The 21,355-nt window shown below is 37.2% G+C and carries 23 protein-coding genes and 1 pseudogene; 21 read left to right on the forward strand and 3 right to left on the reverse strand.

Annotation, left to right across the window (positions count from 1 at the left end):
- The first annotated feature begins 161 nt into the window (after positions 1-161).
- The 5 genes from ACYQ35_RS11510 to ACYQ35_RS11530 all read left to right on the forward strand — a co-directional run bounded on the left by ACYQ35_RS11510 (position 162) and on the right by ACYQ35_RS11530 (position 3,351).
- Positions 162-563 (forward strand): hypothetical protein, encoded by a 402-nt coding sequence (locus ACYQ35_RS11510; protein WP_459833706.1) that lies wholly within the window; start codon positions 162-164, stop codon positions 561-563.
- Positions 564-580: 17 nt separating this feature from the next.
- Positions 581-1,756: a hypothetical protein gene (locus ACYQ35_RS11515; RefSeq protein ID WP_459833709.1), complete on the forward strand. Its 1,176-nt coding sequence runs from the start codon at positions 581-583 to the stop codon at positions 1,754-1,756.
- A 227-nt stretch (positions 1,757-1,983) separates the two neighbouring features.
- The gene (locus tag ACYQ35_RS11520; RefSeq protein WP_459833712.1) at positions 1,984-2,871 is read left to right on the forward strand and encodes a rolling circle replication-associated protein; all 888 of its coding nucleotides are present in this window, start codon (positions 1,984-1,986) and stop codon (positions 2,869-2,871) included.
- A 57-nt stretch (positions 2,872-2,928) separates the two neighbouring features.
- Entirely contained in the window at positions 2,929-3,135 is a 207-nt protein-coding gene (locus ACYQ35_RS11525; RefSeq protein ID WP_459833716.1) for a hypothetical protein, read from the forward strand.
- A 48-nt stretch (positions 3,136-3,183) separates the two neighbouring features.
- Positions 3,184-3,351 carry a hypothetical protein gene (locus ACYQ35_RS11530; RefSeq protein ID WP_162858230.1) on the forward strand — a complete coding sequence of 56 codons (168 nt, stop codon included), beginning with the start codon at positions 3,184-3,186 and terminating at the stop codon, positions 3,349-3,351.
- A 207-nt stretch (positions 3,352-3,558) separates the two neighbouring features.
- Here the strand turns inward: ACYQ35_RS11530 and ACYQ35_RS11535 are convergent, their stop codons facing one another.
- Both ACYQ35_RS11535 and ACYQ35_RS11540 read right to left on the reverse strand, forming a co-directional pair.
- Positions 3,559-4,149, reverse strand: a complete 591-nt coding sequence (locus tag ACYQ35_RS11535; RefSeq protein ID WP_459833720.1) for a helix-turn-helix transcriptional regulator — start codon at positions 4,147-4,149, stop codon at positions 3,559-3,561.
- Positions 4,150-4,178: 29 nt separating this feature from the next.
- Positions 4,179-4,442: pseudogene (locus tag ACYQ35_RS11540) on the reverse strand (sigma-70 family RNA polymerase sigma factor); the annotation flags it as partial.
- A 136-nt stretch (positions 4,443-4,578) separates the two neighbouring features.
- On the opposite strand from ACYQ35_RS11540, the gene ACYQ35_RS11545 reads away from it, so the two are divergent.
- From ACYQ35_RS11545 to efp, 15 genes are all read left to right on the forward strand, one after another.
- Positions 4,579-5,151, forward strand: coding sequence for a YARHG domain-containing protein (locus tag ACYQ35_RS11545; RefSeq protein WP_009757225.1), 573 nt, complete (start codon positions 4,579-4,581; stop codon positions 5,149-5,151).
- A 10-nt stretch (positions 5,152-5,161) separates the two neighbouring features.
- Entirely contained in the window at positions 5,162-6,199 is a 1,038-nt protein-coding gene (locus tag ACYQ35_RS11550) for a hypothetical protein (RefSeq protein WP_009757224.1), read from the forward strand.
- A gap of 165 nt (positions 6,200-6,364) precedes the next feature.
- Positions 6,365-7,873, forward strand: a complete 1,509-nt coding sequence (locus tag ACYQ35_RS11555) for a YifB family Mg chelatase-like AAA ATPase (RefSeq protein WP_459833725.1) — start codon at positions 6,365-6,367, stop codon at positions 7,871-7,873.
- A gap of 2 nt (positions 7,874-7,875) precedes the next feature.
- Complete coding sequence (gene dprA / locus ACYQ35_RS11560) at positions 7,876-8,961, forward strand: DNA-processing protein DprA (protein ID WP_459833729.1); 1,086 nt, start codon at positions 7,876-7,878, stop codon at positions 8,959-8,961.
- 34 nt (positions 8,962-8,995) lie between these two features.
- On the forward strand, positions 8,996-11,062 hold the full coding sequence (topA, locus tag ACYQ35_RS11565) for a type I DNA topoisomerase (RefSeq protein WP_459833732.1): 2,067 nt from the start codon (positions 8,996-8,998) through the stop codon (positions 11,060-11,062).
- A gap of 141 nt (positions 11,063-11,203) precedes the next feature.
- Entirely contained in the window at positions 11,204-11,986 is a 783-nt protein-coding gene (gene codY / locus ACYQ35_RS11570) for a GTP-sensing pleiotropic transcriptional regulator CodY (RefSeq protein ID WP_009757220.1), read from the forward strand.
- A 70-nt stretch (positions 11,987-12,056) separates the two neighbouring features.
- The gene (locus ACYQ35_RS11575; protein WP_009757219.1) at positions 12,057-12,383 is read left to right on the forward strand and encodes a hypothetical protein; all 327 of its coding nucleotides are present in this window, start codon (positions 12,057-12,059) and stop codon (positions 12,381-12,383) included.
- Positions 12,384-12,463: 80 nt separating this feature from the next.
- Positions 12,464-12,748, forward strand: a complete 285-nt coding sequence (locus ACYQ35_RS11580) for a co-chaperone GroES (RefSeq protein ID WP_009757218.1) — start codon at positions 12,464-12,466, stop codon at positions 12,746-12,748.
- 30 nt (positions 12,749-12,778) lie between these two features.
- The gene (gene groL / locus ACYQ35_RS11585; RefSeq protein ID WP_009757217.1) at positions 12,779-14,401 is read left to right on the forward strand and encodes a chaperonin GroEL; all 1,623 of its coding nucleotides are present in this window, start codon (positions 12,779-12,781) and stop codon (positions 14,399-14,401) included.
- 117 nt (positions 14,402-14,518) lie between these two features.
- Positions 14,519-15,007, forward strand: coding sequence for a DUF6106 family protein (locus tag ACYQ35_RS11590; protein WP_009757216.1), 489 nt, complete (start codon positions 14,519-14,521; stop codon positions 15,005-15,007).
- Positions 15,008-15,139: 132 nt separating this feature from the next.
- Positions 15,140-16,594, forward strand: coding sequence for an IMP dehydrogenase (gene guaB, locus ACYQ35_RS11595; protein ID WP_009757215.1), 1,455 nt, complete (start codon positions 15,140-15,142; stop codon positions 16,592-16,594).
- Between the two features lie 166 nt (positions 16,595-16,760).
- Positions 16,761-17,435, forward strand: coding sequence for a peptidoglycan recognition protein family protein (locus tag ACYQ35_RS11600; RefSeq protein ID WP_016361556.1), 675 nt, complete (start codon positions 16,761-16,763; stop codon positions 17,433-17,435).
- A 27-nt stretch (positions 17,436-17,462) separates the two neighbouring features.
- Entirely contained in the window at positions 17,463-18,431 is a 969-nt protein-coding gene (locus ACYQ35_RS11605; RefSeq protein WP_459833743.1) for a carbohydrate kinase family protein, read from the forward strand.
- Positions 18,432-18,433: 2 nt separating this feature from the next.
- Positions 18,434-18,934, forward strand: coding sequence for a YqeG family HAD IIIA-type phosphatase (locus tag ACYQ35_RS11610; protein ID WP_009757212.1), 501 nt, complete (start codon positions 18,434-18,436; stop codon positions 18,932-18,934).
- Positions 18,935-19,027: 93 nt separating this feature from the next.
- Positions 19,028-19,585, forward strand: a complete 558-nt coding sequence (gene efp / locus ACYQ35_RS11615) for an elongation factor P (RefSeq protein ID WP_459833749.1) — start codon at positions 19,028-19,030, stop codon at positions 19,583-19,585.
- Positions 19,586-19,631: 46 nt separating this feature from the next.
- On the opposite strand, the gene ACYQ35_RS11620 is transcribed toward efp, so the two are convergent.
- A complete protein-coding gene (locus ACYQ35_RS11620) occupies positions 19,632-20,399 on the reverse strand; it encodes a DUF3862 domain-containing protein (protein WP_009757210.1) in 768 nt (255 codons plus the stop codon).
- Between the two features lie 204 nt (positions 20,400-20,603).
- On the opposite strand from ACYQ35_RS11620, the gene ACYQ35_RS11625 reads away from it, so the two are divergent.
- Positions 20,604-21,355 (forward strand): DUF5688 family protein (locus ACYQ35_RS11625; protein WP_459833753.1); only part of this gene is annotated, 752 nt, incomplete at its 3' end.

Genomic DNA, 21,355 nt, shown 5'->3' on the forward strand with positions numbered 1-21,355 from the left:
TTGACATAGGACCAGTAAATCTTTTAATCGAGAAATAAAAATCACCCTCTTTTTCTAAAATGTTATCAATTAGTTTAATTATGGCAGTATGACCTATTTACTATTAGGGTGTATTTGACCTAAAATAAAAAGAAAAGAGTTTTATAGAAGGAGGAAGTTATATGAAAGTGTGGGGAATTGGTGCATATTTTCCAGAGAAAGAAGGGGACATTACAAAGGAGTGTTTAAAAGAAAATGCTGTGGTAATTGGTTTTAAAGAAGAAGAAAAGCCAAAATACTATGAGTTGTTTCGTTCTATTGAAATAGGTGATTTTATATTTATAAAGACACGATTTATGCCAACTCAAGATTTAAAAGTAAAAGCGATTGGTGTGGTGGTAGATAATCAAATACGAACGATTCCTGAATTGTATAATGCAAAAGGAATAAAAGTTCGGTGGATAGAAGATTTTAGTGATACTCCTAGAAAAATCCAAAAAGAAAATGAACATGACGGAGATACAAGAACCATTTATCAAGAAATGAATGAGAATGTAATAAGGCAGATTATGAATTTATTATAAGATTGGAGAGAAAAGTAATGAGAAAAAGAATAAATATCATTCTATTACTTATTTGCATGAGTATAAGTATGGGTGCCTGCGGAAATAAGCAGGAAAAAGTGCAGAAAGACTCAAATCAAATTGTGAAAGAGGATAAAAAAGAAGAAAATAGTGGGAAGAAAAAGAAACTGAAAGAGATTCTTGAAAAGGGAGAGAAAGACGCAGAAACAATAGATTTTCAAGGATTTTTGACGGCTTTTCAGAACTTATCTGTTTTTGATACACCAGAGGCATTTTTTGCAAATACAGAAGAAATGGAAAAGTTCTTCTATAATACTGCTTTGATTGAAAATACAAAATATGAAAATGTAGAACAAGGTTTTTTGGAACAAGGAAGATTATCAAGAGAAAAAGCAGAAGAAGTATTCCAAATTATTAAGAAGATAGCGCAAGAATCCCAAAAGTTAACAGAAGACGTATATTTAGGAAAACATGTGTATGAGGATTCTGATAAGAAGTTTTTGGAAAAGTATAATGCTTTTAGTGAACAACTAGACGAATGGACAGTACAGATAAATAATTATAACAGTGGATATTATGGTGTAGGAGAAGAAACATTACAATTAGGTGAAGCAGAAAGAGGAACATACGTTGTTTCTACATATACCAAATTAGAATCTCTTGACACAGGACTAAAATGGAATCAAGTTGAATGGGTTGATTATGATAATTTAGTTATTCCAGAATTGAATGATTCTGATATGGTTTATGCAGATTATTATGAAAAAATCAGAAAAATTGTCAGTAGTCCGTATGGAAATAATGGCAGAGATTCACATGGTTTTGAGATTATGCCTGAACTAAGAGTTGGATATGATACAAAACAAGATGATACGGTGATAAATGGAAGTCCACGTATGATATTAGAAGTAGGAGATATGTGGAATCATGTAGATATAAAAGATTGGTTAAACTACTTTAACAGCGAAGAAGAATTGGCAAATTATTATCTTGATGCTATGGTAAAAAGTATGCAGGTATTTTATTCGGATTTTGGAATTACAGATGAAATGAGAAACATAATTTCAAATGTAATAGAAGAATCATTCCATTCACAGTCTTCTACGGAAGGCTATGATTTTGTAAGTAGTAATAATAAATATGTGATAAAAGTACATGCCGGACAAATTCTTTTTGAATCAGGGAAAGAATAAAGGAATACATCAGTTTGATAAGTTTATAAAGATCTATGTATAAGGGAGATTTCAGAAATGAGATCTCTCTTTTCTTTTGTAAGAAAAAGACTTGATTATTAGGAAAACAACAGACGAAAATATGAACAAATTGTAAACAATAAATTTTTGAGGAGGCGTAACCGCTCCATTTACGAGTTAGAGAGGAACAGACAAGGTTCTGTACCAAATTAAAGGAGGGTTATGCTATGACCGAAAAAATAAACAATAGCAGTAATACATATGTAAGAAAGGTAGACAAGGTTAAGATAACTTCGGCGGATAATGTTACGGTATGTATTACCAATGACATTATTGATGTGACAGTAACAAGAAAACGAAACACCAAAGGATTTTCAGACATCGAAAAGATTGACAAAGACCATTATGTTGTGAAAAGTACAGGGGAGATAAAGGAATATGCTCATGTAGAAAAGTCACAAGAAATGATTGACAGTAACCGAAGAAAGAGCATGAATAAGAAATTCTCCTATCTCAGACAGTACATTAACATGAATTTTAAGGGAGAGGATTGGGAAAGACATATTACCCTTACTTATGCAGAGCCGACAGACGATATGGCGAAATGTAAAAATGACTTCAAGAAATTTTGGAAACGATTTCTATATCGCTATGGAGAAATGGAGTATATTGCAGTATTTGAGCCACATCAAAAAGGAACATGGCATATTCATGTGTTAGTGAAAAAGGATTCCGTTCAGAGATTAAAATTATTAAAGAATGAAGTCGAGAAAATATGGGGAAATGGTTATATCACAATTTCAGACTTTAGAAATCATAATGATATAGGCTTGTACTTTTGCAATTTGTTGGGAGAAAATATTTCCAAAGATAAAAAGAAAAAATCTTCACGCTTAGAATACTATCCTCTCCATGCTAAGATTTATACTTCTTCAAAAGGATTAGCAAAGCCGACTCTCTTACATATAGATGATGAAGAACTAAAAGAAATTGTAGGGAACAGAAAACCATGCTTTGAGCAGGGATATTCCATAAGAATGTGTGATACAGACCACGAGGTGAATCGAATTGGTCGTATCACTTACAATGATAAGGTTCATCCGTACAACGAATAAGTAAATCGTGACTTTGATTCTTAAATTGTAAGACTTGCCAGAGAGGAGAATTTCAGTATGGAGATATTACAATTAAGAATACTCAGTTATGAGGAAGTGAAAAAGGACGTTACGTCAGTATCTACAAAAGTGAATGAACTATGGACAACATTAGAAGAAACGGGATTTATGAATCCAAGACGTACATTTTACTTTCAGAAAATGTTGGAAGAATTAGAAAAAATTATGAAAGATGTAGAACTAGAAAAAGAACAGTCAAGATAATTGAACTTCAGTCATAAGATAAAAAGAATATGTAAGAGAGGTAGGCGTATGGAGATTATTGTACATTATCCGGAGGATAATCAGAATCTCAATACCTTAGGTGAGCAGATTGCTACACTACATGGGGAATTTATATATTCCTACCTTAACAGACTTGATTTGTCAACGGAAGAAAAAGTTGCAATCATAGAGGGCGTTGAGAAGATGATAAAATAGGGAAAGGGGCAGTCACAGGAACGTGTCTGCCTTTTCCACAGGGAAGAAACTTCTTTTTTACCTCTGACAGACTGTAATAGCCACTTAGGAGCCTTTGAGAACTTTTTTCTAAGCCCCCTTTGGAAAGACAAGAAAAAGCAAGGAGAGGACAAGCAGAAACTTTCTCCCGAAGTACCGCTAATAACCAAGCCTTATTATAGAAGAAACTCATTCGAGAATTTTTTGGATAAAGAGAGCCTCATAAGTCGGTCTTGTCATGCGGTGAAATTCTTTTTCCCAAAGCCGAATGGTTGTCCGATTGACTCCTAACTTGTCTGCCATTTCCTGTTGAGTTAAATGTAGATTTTTTCGATATTGCAGTACCCTGTTTCCTTGTCCGTTGTAGAGAAAAAGATGATAGTTGTCCATAAGGTCGGTAACGGGTATGTTGTAGAGTGTAGCAAGTTTTTCTAATATAGCAAGTGGGCAGTATTCATAGGCAACTTCTTCGTAGTGACCGTAATTTGTTCTGTCCATACCGAGATATTTTGCTACGTCTTTTGCGTACATACAGTTTTTATGTCGGAAATACCGTATCTTTTGAGAGGTTTTCTCTAAACAATCAGGAGAAGAATATACAAGAAGATATTTTTCATGTGCGGGAAGCCATGAGGGGATTTTGAAAGGAAAGGTGAGGATATATTGGATTTTATAAGTCAGCCTGCCATATTCTTCTTTATAAAGCAGTGAAAGTTGTTTGGAAAACTGGCGATAGACGCTCCATGAAGAAAAAGGTGTGTCTTTTACCTCTTTTTTCACAAGTGAAGCCAAAGCGGTGGGGTCGCTTTTTCGATACACCTTGCAGCATATGTGGCAAGGCGATTACCTTTTTCCAGGTTAAAGGTGGAAACGGCTTTTATCAGCCCTATCGTGCCGATAGATAACAAATCTTCAGGATCTTCGTCCAAATGCTGATATTTTTTTACGATATGAGCGACAAGACGAAGATTTCGTTCGATTAAGATATGTTTCGCTTCAAGGTCGCCCTCTGTATATTTTTGTAGATAATAACGTTCTTCAGATGCGGTCAATGGTTCAGGAAATGTTTTCAAGAATGGCACCTCTAAGCATATTTTTATTATAGTTTATGCGAAATAAGAGTGTTTGTGCCTTTCCAAAAAGAAAATAGTGGTGTGAAACGTAAAATAATGGTATATTAGAAAAGAAGTAAGAAAGCAGGGGGATACCATGACGAAAGAAAAGAAGAGTAAAAAAACACGAATGATAGAGTTGATACTGGCAGCGAGCATTTGTATTTTGCTGGTGACGGAAGGCGTTTTATTGATAAATCAAAAGAAAGAGAGCAAAAATGAGAAGCCCATTCTCACGCAGGAGGAAGCGAAAAAGATAGATCGAAAAAACATGGAATCTGCCAAAGACACGGTTGTGGAGAAAGAGGGGGCAGACATTACCATTGGGACGAAAGATGTGGCAGAAGTACAGGAGACGGAACAGACGAGAGATTACATTATTGAGGATAGTTATGCCCGTGCATTGACGATGGAAGAACTGACACTTTTAACGGCGGAGGAACTTCAGATTGCAAGAAATGAGATTCTTGCCAGACACGGAAGAAAATTTGAAGATGAAAAAATGCAAATGTATTTTGAAAGTAAAAGTTGGTACAGTGGAACGATGGAGGCGGCTGAATTTGACGCATATTACGATTCTATCTTAAGTGAAACAGAGAAGGCAAATGTTCAGTTGATTCAGTCTATGGAAACAATGGGAGAAACGGAAACAACGGAAACAGAGGAATAGAGGTGAAGAGATGTACGAAGAGTGGAATGAGGACGAAGATATTTTCGAGAAACTGGAGGAGGAATCTAAGAAAACAAAAATAAATGGGAAAAAACTCATTATAGCAGAATTTATTGGCGTATTTATATTGCTTTGCGTTGTTTTGGGGACTTACTTTGGATTGAATAATACGAAGAGAATTGCTAAGGAATATATGAGAGATGTTCTGCAGGGAAACTGGAATGAAGTATACGATTATCTGTATTTTAAAAAAGATGATAATACATTTTTAAATAAGCAAATGTTTATTTCCGCGCAGGAGTTAAATGATGAAGCGAGAACGCTTCAGACTCGAATAGGTGATGTGCGGGAGATTGGAAAAGGGAACAATGATTATCGTCAATTTGAGGTTTCCTATCGCGACCGCAAGGAAGATAAAAAAATGATTGTTCCTATGATACGGCGAAATGGTGAATGGTATGTGGACGGGAATCAGCAGTTTGTGGAGGAAGTGGTACGTCTTGAAGTGCCTAAAGACACGAAAGTTTATCTGGATAAAATTCCTTTGGATTCCTCTTATCAGGTCAAGACGGAAGAAAACATTGATTTCTATGAAATTCCCAATCTGTTCAGAGGTGTACACTACATTGCGCTGGAAAAAGAAAACATGGAAAAATACGAAGATTTAGTCCGGTTTGAAAAGGATAAACCGGTGCAGGTGACGATGCAATATGGAAAAGATGTTTTGGAGAAGGCAGCGCAGCAGGCACAGGGAGAAATCAGGAAAGAATATGAAAAGGCAACGGGAAATGTGACGGGAGATAAAGAATTTCGTTATCTCCAACTGAAAAACAATCAGATAAAGGTAAAACCGTCGGAGGAAAATGCAGATTTGATTGAAGTGACGGTGGAATCGGAATATGAATATCAATATAAAGAAAAAGTATTTTACTTTTTCCATATAAATAAAACAGACCGTGGGAAATGTACGAGTAAGTGCGTTTTCTCTTATCAGTCAGGAATGCTGAAATTAGAAAATAAAGAAATCAATACATCATTTCTAAAATAGAAACAGAAAGTTTCCCAAGACAATGTGGTTGGGAAACTTTCTGTTATATATAAGTAAAAAATGTGGTATCATAAATGCAGTCAGAAAACAATCGTTTTCTTAATTATCAGGCGTTTCAGCCAAATTTTCAATGATTTAGACAATAGAATGAAAGGAGAAGATGTAATGTATAGTACAGTGTTGTCTGCGGCTATACATGGACTTGAAGTAAAGTGCATTCATGTAGAAGCGGACGTAAGCAATGGGCTGCCGTTGTTTCATATGGTAGGTTATTTATCGTCAGAGGTAAAGGAGGCTGGAGAGCGGGTAAGAACAGCCATTCGTAATTCAGGTTTTCTATTACCGTCGAAAAAGATAGTGATTAATTTATCGCCGGCAGACGTAAGAAAGAGAGGCTCAGCCTTTGACCTGCCTATTGCCATATCTATTTTGTCATCTCTAGGCTATATTCCCCATAAAAAACTGCAGCAGACATTATTTATAGGCGAATTGGGATTGGACGGTAAAGTGCAGAAAATAGCCGGAGTTTTACCCATTATAATAGAAGCAAAACAGCAGGGATATAAGGCGTGTATTGTGCCGAAGGGGAATGGATTAGAAGGTAGTATTATAGAAGGAATAGAAGTGTACGGTGTCAGTACCCTGAAAGAAGCAGCCGATTATCTTAACGGGAATATTAAACTTATTCCGGAGAAAAAGCAGTTACTTGCAAAAGAAGAAACAAGAGAGGGAGATTTTTCGGAAGTGCGGGGGCAGGCAATGCTGAAAAGAGCAACCGAAATAGCGGTTGCAGGCAACCATAATATTTTATTTATCGGTTCGGCGGGCATTGGAAAGACAATGATTGCAAGCAGAATTCCCACCATCTGTCCCCCGATGACAGAGGAAGAATGTATAGAGGTGACAAAGGTTTACAGTATTCTCGGAATGATTGACGAAAATCACCCGATTATCAGAGAAAGACCATTTCGTTCACCTCATCATACATCGACAAAAACATCGCTGATTGGCGGAGGAAATATTGCCATGCCGGGAGAAATCAGTATGGCGAATCACGGGGTTCTGTTTTTAGATGAGTTATCACAATTTCAAAAATCAGTTTTAGATGCACTCAGGCAGCCGATGGAAGACAGGGTAATCCGGCTTTCGAGGAAATCGGGAGTATATGTTTTTCCAAGCAATTTTATGCTTGTCGGTTCATGTAATCCGTGTCCGTGCGGAAACTATCCTGATTTAAACAAATGCACATGCACACCCGGCCAGATTCAGCAATATTATAACCACCTCAGTCAGCCTTTTTTAGACAGGTTTGACTTATCTATAGAGGTGTCAAAAATACAGTATGATGATTTGGAGGGGGACAGAGAAGAGGAAACTTCGGAAGTGATTCGGGGAAGAGTATGTGAAGCGCGGGGCAGGCAGTATAAGCGTTATGGTAAGACGAAAACAAATGCGGAGTTATCGTCCACGGAGGTGGAAACATACTGTAAACTCGGACAAAAAGAAAAGAAATTTATGGGACAGATATTTGAGCAGATGGAATTAACGGCAAGAACATACCATAAAGTATTAAAAGTAGCAAGAACAATAGCGGATTTGGCAGAAGAAGAGAAAATACAACTTTCTCATCTGCGTGAAGCGGTCGGATATCGAATGTTTGATAAGAGGAGATAAAAATGGAACGGGAAGAAAAATATGAATACTGGTTTGCAAATATAAAAGGATTGACGGGGAGAAATAAAAGGCAGATAAGAGAAAAGATACAGTCTGTAGAAGCGTTTTATCATATGAAAGAAGATGAACGGAAAAATTACGTGGAGGAAGAAGCAAGTACATATATACGAAAAAGTATAGAGGAATGGAAAGTAGATGAACAGTATAACCTGCTTAAAGAAAAGAAGATTCACTTTCTTCCATTTTTTCATGAAGAGTATCCTGACATGTTAAAAAATTTGGATAACCCGCCATATGCCATTTATCTGAAAGGAAAAATGATAAGGAAAGATACGCTAAAAGTTGCGATTGTAGGTGCAAGAAAATGCAGTCCGTATGGGGAGAGCATGGCAATCCGATTTGCTGAGAGACTGGCAGAACAGGGAATAGAAATTATAAGCGGATTGGCACGAGGAGTAGACGGAGCAGGGCAAAGAGGAGCGCTGAATGTGGGTGGCTGCTCCTACGGGGTGCTTGGCTCAGGAGTAGATGTGTGTTATCCGCGAGAAAATATTGGTTTGTATGAGGATTTACAGGAAAAGGGAGGAATTCTTTCGGAACAGCCGCTGGGAACGGCTCCTCTTTCGAGAAATTTTCCGGCGAGAAACAGAATTATCAGCGCATTGGCGGATATAGTTATTGTGATAGAAGCAAAAGAAAAGAGTGGTTCTTTAATTACGGCGGATATGGCGCTGGAGATGGGAAAAGAAGTATATGCACTTCCGGGGCCTGTAAATAGTGAACTGAGTAAGGGGTGTAATATGCTGATCAGGCAGGGAGAGGGCATACTTTTATCCCCTCAGGATCTGTTAGATGAACTTCGTATTTCGACAAAGGAAGATGTGAAAAAGAAGTTAAAAAGTAAAATAAGTCTTGAAACAGAAGAAAATATGGTGTATAGTTGCCTTGATTTGTATCCGAAAAACGTAAATCAATTAATGATGGAAACGAAAATGGAGATTCCACAGTTGATAAATCAACTGGTATCTTTAGAAATGCAGGGATATATAAGAGAAATATCAAAAAATTATTATGTGAAAAGCAATTAGGCTGAGAACTAATTGATTTTGGAGGAATATAATTATGGCACGAAATCTTGTGATTGTAGAATCACCGGCAAAAGTAAAAACAATAAAGAAGTTTTTGGGAAGCAGTTATGTGGTAATGGCGTCAAACGGTCATGTAAGGGATTTTCCAAAAAGTCAGTTTGGAATTGACGTAGAGAATGACTTTGAACCGAAATATATTACAATCAGAGGAAAAGGGGAGATTCTTGCCAATTTACGAAAGGAAGTAAAAAAAGCGGATAAAGTGTATCTTGCAACTGACCCCGACCGCGAAGGAGAAGCGATTGCGTGGCATTTGTACGTGGCGCTGAAATTGGAAGGTAAGAAAGTGTACCGAATCAGTTTTAACGAAATTACGAAAAATGCTGTTAAATCAGCGATAAAAGAAGCGCGAGAAATCAATATGGATCTTGTGGACTCACAGCAGGCTAGAAGGGCATTGGACAGAATTGTAGGTTACAGAATCAGTCCTCTTCTTTGGGCAAAGGTAAAAAGAGGGTTAAGTGCAGGACGAGTGCAGTCTGTGGCACTTCGAATTATCGCAGATAGAGAAGAAGAGATTGATGCGTTTATTCCGGAAGAATATTGGACGATCGACACAGTGCTGAAAGTTGAAGGGGAAAAGAAACCTCTTGTAGCGAAGTTTTACGGTACGGAAAAACAAAAAATGACGATTCGCTCGAAAGAAGAGTTGGATAATATTTTAGGACAGATAGAAAATGAAGAATATAAAGTGACTGAAGTAAAGAAAAGTGAACGTTTGAAAAAAGCGCCGCTGCCATTTACGACAAGTACACTGCAGCAGGAAGCGTCGAAAGCATTGAATTTTGCGACACAGAAAACAATGCGAATTGCGCAGCAACTATATGAAGGAATAGATATAAAAGGACAGGGAACAGTCGGTATTATCACATATCTCCGTACAGACTCAACAAGAGTTTCCGATGAGGCGGAAAGCAGTGTGAGAGAATATATAAAAGATATATATGGGGACGGGTTCGTGTCGGAGACAGAACCTAAGAAAGAGACGGGAAAGAAAATCCAAGATGCACACGAGGCTATCCGTCCTACAGATGTTACGAGAACACCGGTATCTCTGAAAGAATCCCTGACAAGGGAACAGTTCCGTCTGTATCAGTTGATTTGGAAAAGATTTGTGGCGAGCAGAATGAAACCTGCAAAATACGAGACAACTTCCGTAAGTATTGGGGCAGGTGAATATAGATTTCATGTGTCGGCATCAAAGATTGTATTTGAAGGTTTTAGATCTGTTTATATTGAATCAGATGAGGAGAAAGCAGAAAACAATGTTCTCGTAAAAAGCATTACGACAGATACGAAGTTGACAAAAGAGGATATTGAGACGAAACAGCATTTCACACAGCCGCCTGCGCATTACACAGAGGCTTCGCTTGTAAAAATTTTGGAAGAACTTGGAATTGGACGTCCGAGTACGTATGCTCCGACAATTTCCACAATTATTGCGCGCCGCTATGTGTCTAAGGAACAGAAAAATCTGTATTTGACGGAAATCGGTGAAGTTGTCAACAATATGATGAAAACATCTTTCCCAAGTATTGTCGATGTGAATTTTACCGCAAATATGGAAGGACTTCTCGACAGAGTGGAAGAAGGTGCGGTTGAATGGAAATCTGTTATCAGAAACTTCTATCCGGATTTGGAAGAAGCGGTGGAAAAGGCAGAGAAAGAACTGGAGAGCGTTAAGATAGAAGACGAAGTTACAGATGTAATCTGTGAGGAGTGTGGAAGAAATATGGTTATCAAATATGGTCCACACGGACGCTTTCTGGCATGTCCGGGATTTCCTGAATGTCGAAATACAAAACCATATTTGGAAAAGATAGGTGTGCCTTGTCCAAAATGCGGAAAGGATATTGTGCTTAGAAAGACCAAAAAAGGAAGAAAATACTATGGCTGTGAGGATAATCCGGATTGTGATTTTATGTCATGGCAGAAACCTTCCAAAGAAAAATGTCCAAAATGTAATAGATATATGGTTGAAAAAGGTAATAAATTACTATGTGGAGATAAGGAATGCGGGTATATCACAGATAAAAAATAAAAGTAAATAGTTGAATGCGAAAATTTGTTGAAAAAAATGGAATTGTATGATAATATGAAGAAGTAATAGAATGTTTGGAAGTTTGTATGCTAAAGCATAGGAACCGGTTGATAATAAGGAAAACATATGGAGGAAAGAAAAATGAGTGTTCAATTATTAGACAAGACAAGAAAAATTAATAAACTGCTTCATAACAATGATTCCAGTAAGGTAGTATTTAACGATATTTGTGAAGTGTTGACGGAAATTTTGGATTCCACGGTATTGGTAATCAGTAAAAAAGGAAAAGTTTTAGGTGTCAGTGAGTGCGATAAAGTAGAACCTATCAATGAACTTGTGCAGGAGGAAATCGGTGCTTATATTGATACACTTTTAAATGACAGATTATTAAATATTTTATCCACGAAAGAAAATGTAAATTTGCAGACTTTAGGATTTACACCTGAAGTGGTAAAAGGATATCAGGCAATGATAACACCGATTAATACTGCAGGTGAAAGACTTGGTACATTATTTATGTACAAGAAAGATGCCTTGTATGAGATTGATGATATTATTTTAAGTGAATACGGAACTACGGTTGTAGGGCTGGAGATGCTTCGTTCGGTAAATGAAGAGAGTGCAGCAGAAACAAGAAAAGAGCAGATTGTAAAATCAGCAATCAGCACATTATCATTTTCAGAGTTGGAAGCAATCGTTCATATTTTTGATGAGTTAGAAGGCACGGAAGGTATTTTGGTTGCGAGTAAAATTGCAGACCGTGTGGGAATTACAAGAAGTGTAATTGTAAATGCTTTGAGAAAATTTGAAAGTGCCGGGGTTATTGAATCCCGCTCATCAGGAATGAAGGGAACTTACATCAAAGTTATTAATGACTATGTATTTGAAGAGTTAGACAGAATTAGAAAAAACAGAAGCAGATAAAAAGAGATGAGGGTATCAGGAGGGAAAACTGATACCCTTGTTTCATACATGGAAAGAAAGGAACTTAAATATGGAAATATCAAAGGCGAAAATTAAAATGAAAAAGAGTCTTCTGGCAAATGGGACTTTAGATGAAAAATTTTATGATTGTGATGTAATCAGGTATGAGAAAAAAGAAGAGAGCATATATTTGCTTTTGAGAGATGAAAATCTTATGGACATATCGTTAGATGGAATCTATGAATGTATTATTTATCGAGGCAGTGTGGGAATAAAATGTGAGGGACGCATTGTGGAAAGATATGTAAATCAAGATGAGAAGATTGTGCGTTTTCAGGTGGAAAAGGGATTTTATAAAATAAATATAAAGTATGTTGACAAAGAAGAAACAGAGTGATATTTTATTACTAGAGCGATTTAGCACTCGCTTTAACTGAGTGCTAATAACATGAAATTAGTATTCAAGGAGGAATTGACATGAAATTAGTACCATTAGGAGACAGAGTTGTATTAAAACAGTTAATAGCAGAGGAGACAACAAAATCAGGTATCGTTTTACCGGGACAGACAAAGGAAAAACCACAACAGGCAGAAGTTGTTGCGGTAGGACCGGGCGGAAACGTTGATGGTAAAGAAGTGGTTATGCAGGTTGCAGTAGGAGATAAAGTAATCTATTCCAAATATTCAGGAACAGAAGTGGAATTAGATGATGAAGAATATATCGTAGTAAGACAGAATGATATTTTAGCGGTAATTAAATAGTATTGAATATTTCTTAGGAGGTTGATAGAAATGGCAAAGGAAATTAAATACGGAGCAGAAGCGAGAGCGGCATTAGAATCAGGAGTAAATCAGTTAGCAAATACAGTAAGAGTAACATTAGGACCAAAAGGAAGAAATGTTGTGCTTGATAAATCTTTCGGAGCACCATTGATTACAAATGACGGTGTGACAATCGCAAAAGAAATTGAGTTAGAAGACGCTTTTGAAAACATGGGAGCACAGTTGATTAAAGAAGTTGCGGCAAAAACAAATGATGTAGCAGGCGACGGAACAACAACAGCCACAGTTCTTGCACAGGCAATGGTTCATGAAGGAATCAAAAATCTTGCAGCAGGAGCAAACCCGATTGTTCTTAGAAAAGGAATGAAAAAAGCGACGGAAACTGCCGTGGAGGCAATCGCATCTATGAGCAGCAAAGTAGAAAGCAAAGACAGAATTGCAAATGTAGCATCAATCTCAGCAGGGGATACGGAAGTAGGCGCTATGGTGGCAGATGCGATGGAAAAAGTTTCCAACGATGGTGTTATCACAATCGAAGAATCTAAAACAATGAAGACAGAATTAGATCTTGTGGAAGGTATGCAGTTTGACAGAGGTTACATTTCAGCATATATGGCAACAGATATGGAGAAAATGGAAGCAAACTTAGAAGATCCATATATCTTAATTACGGATAAGAAGATTTCTAATATTCAGGAACTTCTTCCGTTATTAGAGCAGATTGTTCAGTCAGGAGCAAGACTGTTAATTGTTGCAGAAGATATTGAAGGCGAAGCGCTCACAACATTGATCGTAAATAAACTGCGTGGAACATTCAACGTTGTTGCAGTAAAAGCGCCGGGATACGGTGACAGAAGAAAAGCAATGTTAGAAGACCTTGCTATTTTGACAGGCGGTCAGGTTATCTCTGAAGAACTCGGATTAGATTTAAAAGAGACAACTTTAGAACAGTTGGGACGTGCTAAATCCGTAAAAGTACAGAAAGAAAATACGGTAATCGTGGACGGATTAGGAGATAAAAATGCAATTAATGCCCGCGTGGCACAGATTAAGGCACAGATTGAAGAAACAACATCTGAGTTTGATAAAGAAAAATTACAGGAAAGACTTGCAAAACTTGCAGGCGGTGTTGCGGTTATCCGTGTAGGTGCGGCAACAGAGACAGAGATGAAAGAAGCAAAACTTCGTATGGAAGATGCGCTTTCAGCAGCAAGAGCGGCAGTGGAAGAAGGAATCGTAGCAGGAGGCGGTTCTGCGTATATTCACGCTTCTAAGAAAGTTGCAAAACTTGCAGAAACTCTCGAAGGAGATGAAAAGACAGGCGCAAATATTATTTTGAAAGCATTGGAAGCACCGTTATTCCATATTTCTGCAAACGCAGGTTTGGAAGGTTCGGTAATTATCAATAAAGTAAAAGAAAGTCAGGTTGGTATTGGATTTGACGCTTATAATGAAGAGTATGTGGATATGGTTGAAGCAGGAATTCTTGACCCTGCAAAAGTTACAAGAAGTGCATTGCAGAATGCGACAAGTGTGGCGTCTACATTACTGACAACAGAATCAGTTGTTGCAAATATCAAAGAAGATGTTCCGCCAATGCCGGCAGGAGCAGGCGGAATGGGAATGATGTAAGCGAATAAAAATACATCTTAAAATATAAGTCTACCTTAGATAAAAAAATGTCTGAGGTAGACATTTTTTATTCATATGTGATACAATAATAAGAACATCATAATATGGAGGAAAGATATGAATGATTTTTACACAGAACAGTTGGTAAAACGAAAGACAACGGGGAAGGTAATGTTGGCAAAGGCAGGACTGATTATTCTTACGTTAGTATCGCTCATACTTTTGTTAAAAACTCCGTTTGCCCTTATTCTGACAATGGTATTGATAGCGTTAGACATATTTCTGTTTAGAAATATGGATTTAGAATATGAATATTTATTCGTAAACGGAGAACTCGACGTGGACAAGATTATAGCACGTTCAAAGAGAAAGAAAGTTTTTTCTGCAAATGTGGAAGAACTGGAACTTCTTGCGCCAACAGGTTCAAGTGAACTTAGGCTTGTACAGGCAGAGAAGACGTATAACTATAGCAGTATGGCAGAGGGACGCAAGACGTACGAGTTGATTGTTTCTCAAAAAGGACAAAAGATAAAAGTGATTTTTGAGCCGAATGACACTATTTTAAACGGGTTCAAAACACTTGCACCGAGAAAAGTCATTATTTAGTCTTGACAGAAGAGGAAGTTTTATGTAATATAACACTACCTTATAAAAAAAGAAATATAATAAGTAGTACTTATTAATATTTAGAACAGAAAGTAACAATGTAACAAGAGACGAAAGAGAGGAAGGAAAATCATGGGAAAAATTATTGGAGAAGGAATTACATTTGATGATGTACTTTTAGTACCTGCATATTCAGAGGTTATTCCAAACCAAGTGGATTTGACAACTAATTTAACAAACAGCATTCAGTTAAATATACCAATGATGAGTGCAGGAATGGATACGGTTACAGAACACCGCATGGCAATTGCAATGGCAAGACAGGGTGGAATCGGTATTATTCATAAGAATATGTCAATTGAAGAACAGGCAGATGAAGTAGATAAAGTAAAACGTTCAGAAAATGGAGTAATCACAGATCCATTTTATTTATCACCGGAACATACACTTGCAGATGCTAATGAATTGATGGCTAAATTCCGCATTTCAGGTGTGCCGATTACAGAAGGAAAAAAATTAGTTGGAATTATTACAAACCGTGATTTGAAATTTGAAGAAGATTTTACAAAGAAAATCAAAGAATCTATGACTTCAGAAGGATTGATTACTGCACCGGAAGGAATCACTTTAGAAGAAGCGAAACAGATTTTGGCGAAAGCTCGAAAAGAAAAACTTCCGATTGTAGATAAAGATTTTAATTTAAAAGGATTAATTACAATTAAAGATATTGAAAAACAGATCAAATATCCATTGTCAGCAAAAGATTCAAAAGGACGTTTGTTATGCGGTGCGGCAGTAGGAATCACTGCAAACTGTCTGGAACGTGTAGATGCGCTTGTGAAAGCACAGGTAGACGTTGTTGTTATGGATTCTGCACACGGACATTCGGCAAATGTACTTAAAACAGTGAGAATGGTAAAAGAAAAATATCCTGAACTCCAGGTAATTGCAGGTAACGTAGCGACAGGAGAAGCGACAAGAGCATTGATTGAAGCGGGAGTAGATGCTGTTAAAGTTGGTATCGGACCTGGATCTATCTGTACAACACGTGTTGTTGCCGGTATCGGTGTACCACAGATTTCTGCAATTATGGACTGCTACGAAGTGGCAAAAGAATACAATATTCCAATTATCGCAGACGGTGGTATCAAATATTCAGGAGATATGACAAAAGCAATCGCAGCAGGTGCTAACGTATGTATGATGGGAAGTATCTTTGCAGGTTGTGATGAAAGCCCGGGAACATTTGAATTATTCCAGGGAAGAAAATATAAAGTATATCGCGGAATGGGTTCTATCTCAGCAATGGAAAACGGAAGTAAAGACCGTTATTTCCAGGCAGATGCGAAGAAATTAGTTCCGGAAGGTGTTGAAGGACGTGTTGCTTATAAAGGAACGGTTGAAGATACTGTATTCCAGTTGATGGGCGGACTTCGTGCAGGTATGGGATACTGCGGAGCACCTACGGTTGATACGTTAAAAGAGACGGGAAAATTCGTTAAAATTTCAGCGGCATCTTTGAAAGAAAGTCACCCACATGATATTCACATTACAAAAGAAGCACCAAACTATAGTGTAGACGAATAAAAGAAGAACAAAAGGGAATGGAGCGTACGTGATACGTTCCATTTCTTTATGCTGTGCGGAGAAAATCTCGGAATAATCTTAAGAAATTTGTAAGTAAGTTTTTACAAAAAGCGGATAAAAGTATGTTAGAATTTCAGTTAGTAAAAGCAAACGGGGTTACAAAAAGATGAAAAAGAAACGAATGACAAAACGCAGAAGAAAAAGGATATTGCAGTTATACACAAGAATGGGAATTTTGCTTATGTCCGTTATACTGATCGGATTAAGTGTGATGAAAATATTTCATTTTGGTGTATTCAGCAGTGAAGCGAAATATATGGAAGAAAGCGGAGCGGATATCGATAAGAGTAAGCCGGATATAGACGTACAGTTACTGACGAAAAATCCATATTCAAGACCTGGGACAAACACGAAAAGAATAACAGGGATTGTGATTCATTATACGGCAAATCCCGGTTCGACTGCGATGCAGAACAGGAACTATTTTGAAGGGTTAAAGGACAGTCACCAGACAAAAGCAAGCAGTCATTTTGTTGTGGGAATAGATGGGGGAATTGTGCAGTGTGTCCCTACGTGGGAGGAAGCCTATGCTTCAAACACACGCAATGAGGATACGGTTTCCATTGAAACATGCCATAAAGAGGCTGATGGAAAATATACTCGGCAAACGTATAAATCTATGGTACAATTAACTGCGTGGTTATGTAAAAAATTTGACTTAACAGAAAATGATGTGATTCGTCATTATGATATTACGGGAAAGATTTGTCCGAAATATTTTGTTGAAGATGAAAAGGCGTGGGAGCAGTTTAAGAAGGACGTTGGAAACGCCTTGCGTTAGGAAAAAGGGCAAAGAGAAGGTGAAACAATGAAAACATATGATGTAATTGCTTTGGGTGAATTGCTTATTGATTTTACAATGAATGGAGAAAATGAGAGGGGAAACAGCATGTTTGAGGCGTGTCCGGGAGGTGCGCCATGCAATGTGCTTGCCATGTTGAATAAATTAGGGAGAAAAACTTCTTTCTTAGGCAAAGTGGGAAAAGATGCTTTTGGTATACAGTTGAGAAAGACGTTGGAAACTGCAGGGATAGATACTTCAAAATTATATGAAGATAGGGAAGTACACACAACACTTGCTTTTGTTCATACACTTCCGGACGGAGACAGGGAATTTTCTTTTTACAGAAATCCGGGTGCGGACATGATGCTGGTGGAAGAGGAGGTTACTGAGGAGTATATCCGGCAGGCGAGAGTAATTCATTTTGGCACGATTTCAATGACTCATGACGGTGTTAGAAATGCCACAAAAAAAGCGGTGGAGTTGGCAAAGAAGAATGGGCTTTTGATTACATTTGATCCCAATTTACGACCACCTCTGTGGGAATCTTTAGAATCTGCAAAAGAACAGATGGAATACGGTTTCTCGCAATGCGATGTATTAAAGATTTCGGATAATGAGTTGCAGTTTGCTTCCGGCAAAGAAGATTATGATGAAGGAATTTGCATTTTGCAGGAGAAATATAAAATACCGCTTATCTTCCTGACACTTGGAAAAGAAGGAAGCCGTGCATATTATAAAGGAATGTGTGTGGAAGAAAAAGGATATAATGTGCAGGCAGTGGATACAACCGGAGCTGGTGATACATTTTGCGGAAGTGTCATACATGCGGTATTAAAATATGGATTGGAAACACTCACGGAGGAGAAACTTCGTGAGATACTTGCTTTTGCAAATAGCGCGGGAGCGCTGGTTACAACGAAAAAGGGAGCGCTCTGTTCTATACCAAAGCAGGAAGAGATAATGGAATTAATGAAGAAAGAGAAAAGGATATAGGTATGTTTAAGAAATTTTTTCCGGATAATTATGAAGCGTCCACATATATTATTCCGTTTGAAGACTTATATAAAGAGGGATATAGGGGGCTTATATTTGATATAGATAATACGCTGGTACCTCACGGAGCACCGGCAGATGAGAGAGCAAAGAAATTGTTTGCACGTTTGCAAGAAATTGGTTTCCAGTGCTGCCTTTTGTCAAATAATAAAGAAGGCAGGGTGAAAATGTTCAATGAAGAAATTGGTGTGAATTACATTTACGATGCACATAAACCATCGACGAAAAACTATAAAAAAGCGATGGAAATCATGGGGACGGATTTGGACAATACAATCTTTATCGGAGACCAGCTCTTTACTGATGTATACGGAGCAAAGCGTACGGGAATAAGAAATATTTTGGTGAAACCAATTCACCCAAAGGAAGAAATACAGATTATTTTGAAGCGATATTTAGAGAAAATCGTGCTATATTTCTACAAGAAAGAACGTAAAAAGTAAAAAAAGGTTGAAAAACTGTAAAAACTATTATAGAATTATATGCAGTAAAAAGAAATGGAATATGTCTCAGACATACTATTAAGGAGGATTATAATGATTTCAGCAGGAGATTTTAGAAATGGTGTTACTCTTGAAATTGAAGGGAACATTTATCAGATTTTAGAATTTCAACACGTAAAACCTGGAAAAGGTGCAGCGTTCGTAAGAACAAAATTAAAAAATATCATCAGTGGAGGAATCGTTGAAAAAACATTCAGACCAACTGAAAAATTCCCTAAAGCACACATTGAAAGAAAAGATATGCAGTATTTATATTCTGACAGTGAATTATATCACTTCATGGACGTAGAAACATATGATCAGATCGCATTAAATGAAGATACAATTGGTGACGCACTTAAATTTGTAAAAGAAAATGAAATGGTTAAAATCTGCTCACATAACGGAAACGTATTTGCAGTAGAACCACCATTATTTGTAGAACTTCAGATTACAGATACAGAGCCTGGATTCAAAGGTGATACAGCACAGGGTGCTACAAAACCTGCTACAGTTGAAACGGGAGCAGTTGTATATGTACCATTATTTGTAGAACAGGGAGATGTTCTTAAAATCGATACACGTACAGGAGAATACTTATCAAGAGTATAAGAAATAACAAGGAGGACATGACTTATAACATCATGTCCTCCTTATTTTATTGTTCAGTCTTTTTATCGTTGAAATTGTAGGAGCGAAGTTTGTCTTCGACAAATACTATGGAGAAAGATTTACCTGAATTTGAATCTTTCCACTCGTATAATTTGCTCGTAGTTCCGTTTTGCAAAGTTTCGGATAAAAGTACTCCCTTCTCACCTAAGACAGAAGTGACTTCTTTGTAACTCATATCTGATTTGATTTCCTTTTTTACTTCGTCGGAAAGAGAAACGCTTCCGCCGGTTTCCATTCCTGCCTGAGAAATGCTGATAAGGTTTCCGTCCTCAAAAGAAAGAAGAACTGTTCCTTCTCCGTCTTTTGTAATCCACTGATAACGTTCGGCAGAATTTTCGTCAGAAGTAACCTGTAAAAGTTTGTTGCCGGCATTGCCGATAAGACTTTTCACTTCATCATAGGGCATTCCGGTTTCCAACTGCTCATAGGAATCTGTTGAAATTTTATTGTTTCCGGTTGGAGTTACAACCGTACTTTCGTTTTGAGATTGTTTCTCTTTTAAATTTTTGATAAAAAAGAAAGTGCCGATGCCGATAATCAGGAGCAAAATAAGAATAAGGGCGACAACAAGTTTTCCTTTTTTTCTCTTTCTTTTGTGAGACCGTTTTGCTGGTGCTTTCAACTGACCTAAATTTCTTTTTATTTTGCAAGTATAGCAATAAGCATATTTATTATAGATTGGATTGCCGTGAATATCCGTATCGACTTTGACGCTTTTTATTTTCATTTCTGAACCGCAACGTGAACATTTCATTTGATTTCCTCCCTTAATTATGTCATACAGTATGTATTATAGCGAAGAAAGAAAAAGAATGCGAGCAAAAAATAAAAAGTATTGCAAAAAAACTACTCTTACTCTATAATGAAAACACATAATATTCTATTTATTCAAATCAACGATGCGATTCGCATCAGATTCACCATGATGATAATTGAAGATGGACTGCAGGGAGGAAAAATGATAACATATTGTCAATTTATTGCAGCCGTAAAGCAGAAAGTGGAAAGTAATATAAACAGAAATGTAAGAGTGGAGGTTCATATTACACTGAAAAATAATGGGAAAGAAAGGAGAGGGCTTGTTTTTATAGAGGAAGGAATCAACATTTCTCCGACGATATATTTGGAGGAATTCTATCAGAATTTTCGGGAAGGAAAAGCACTTGATGAAATCATTAAAGATATTTTAGAAGTATATGCGAATTCTAAGTTTTCAAAAAAGTGGGAGACGGAAAAACTGAGAGTATTTGAAAACGTGAGACATAATGTGCTGTGTAAAATGATTAACAGGGAGAAAAACAGAGAGTTTTTAAAAGAAACTCCCTATATACCATTTTTTGATTTGGCGATTGTATGCTATGTGCTAATTGAATTGAATGAACATGGAATTGCCACCATGCCCGTAAAAAAGGCGCAGTTGGAGATGTGGGGAATAAAAGAAAATGAGTTGTTCCAAGTGGCAAAAAGAAATGTGCAGAAACAATTTCCGGCAGAATTGCGACAGATGAAAGATGTGATTGCTGAAATGATTGGAATGGAAGTTCAAGATGCAGAGGACGATTTCATGTATGTGCTGAGTAATGAGATGAGAAGTTTTGGAGCCGTTTGTATTACATATGACGGCGTACCGGAATTAGTCGGGATAGAATTGGAAGAAAACTACTATATTATTCCAAGCAGTGTTCATGAAAGTGCGACCCGTTTCGCCGC

It is taken from the genome of Faecalimonas hominis, from assembly GCF_054660755.1.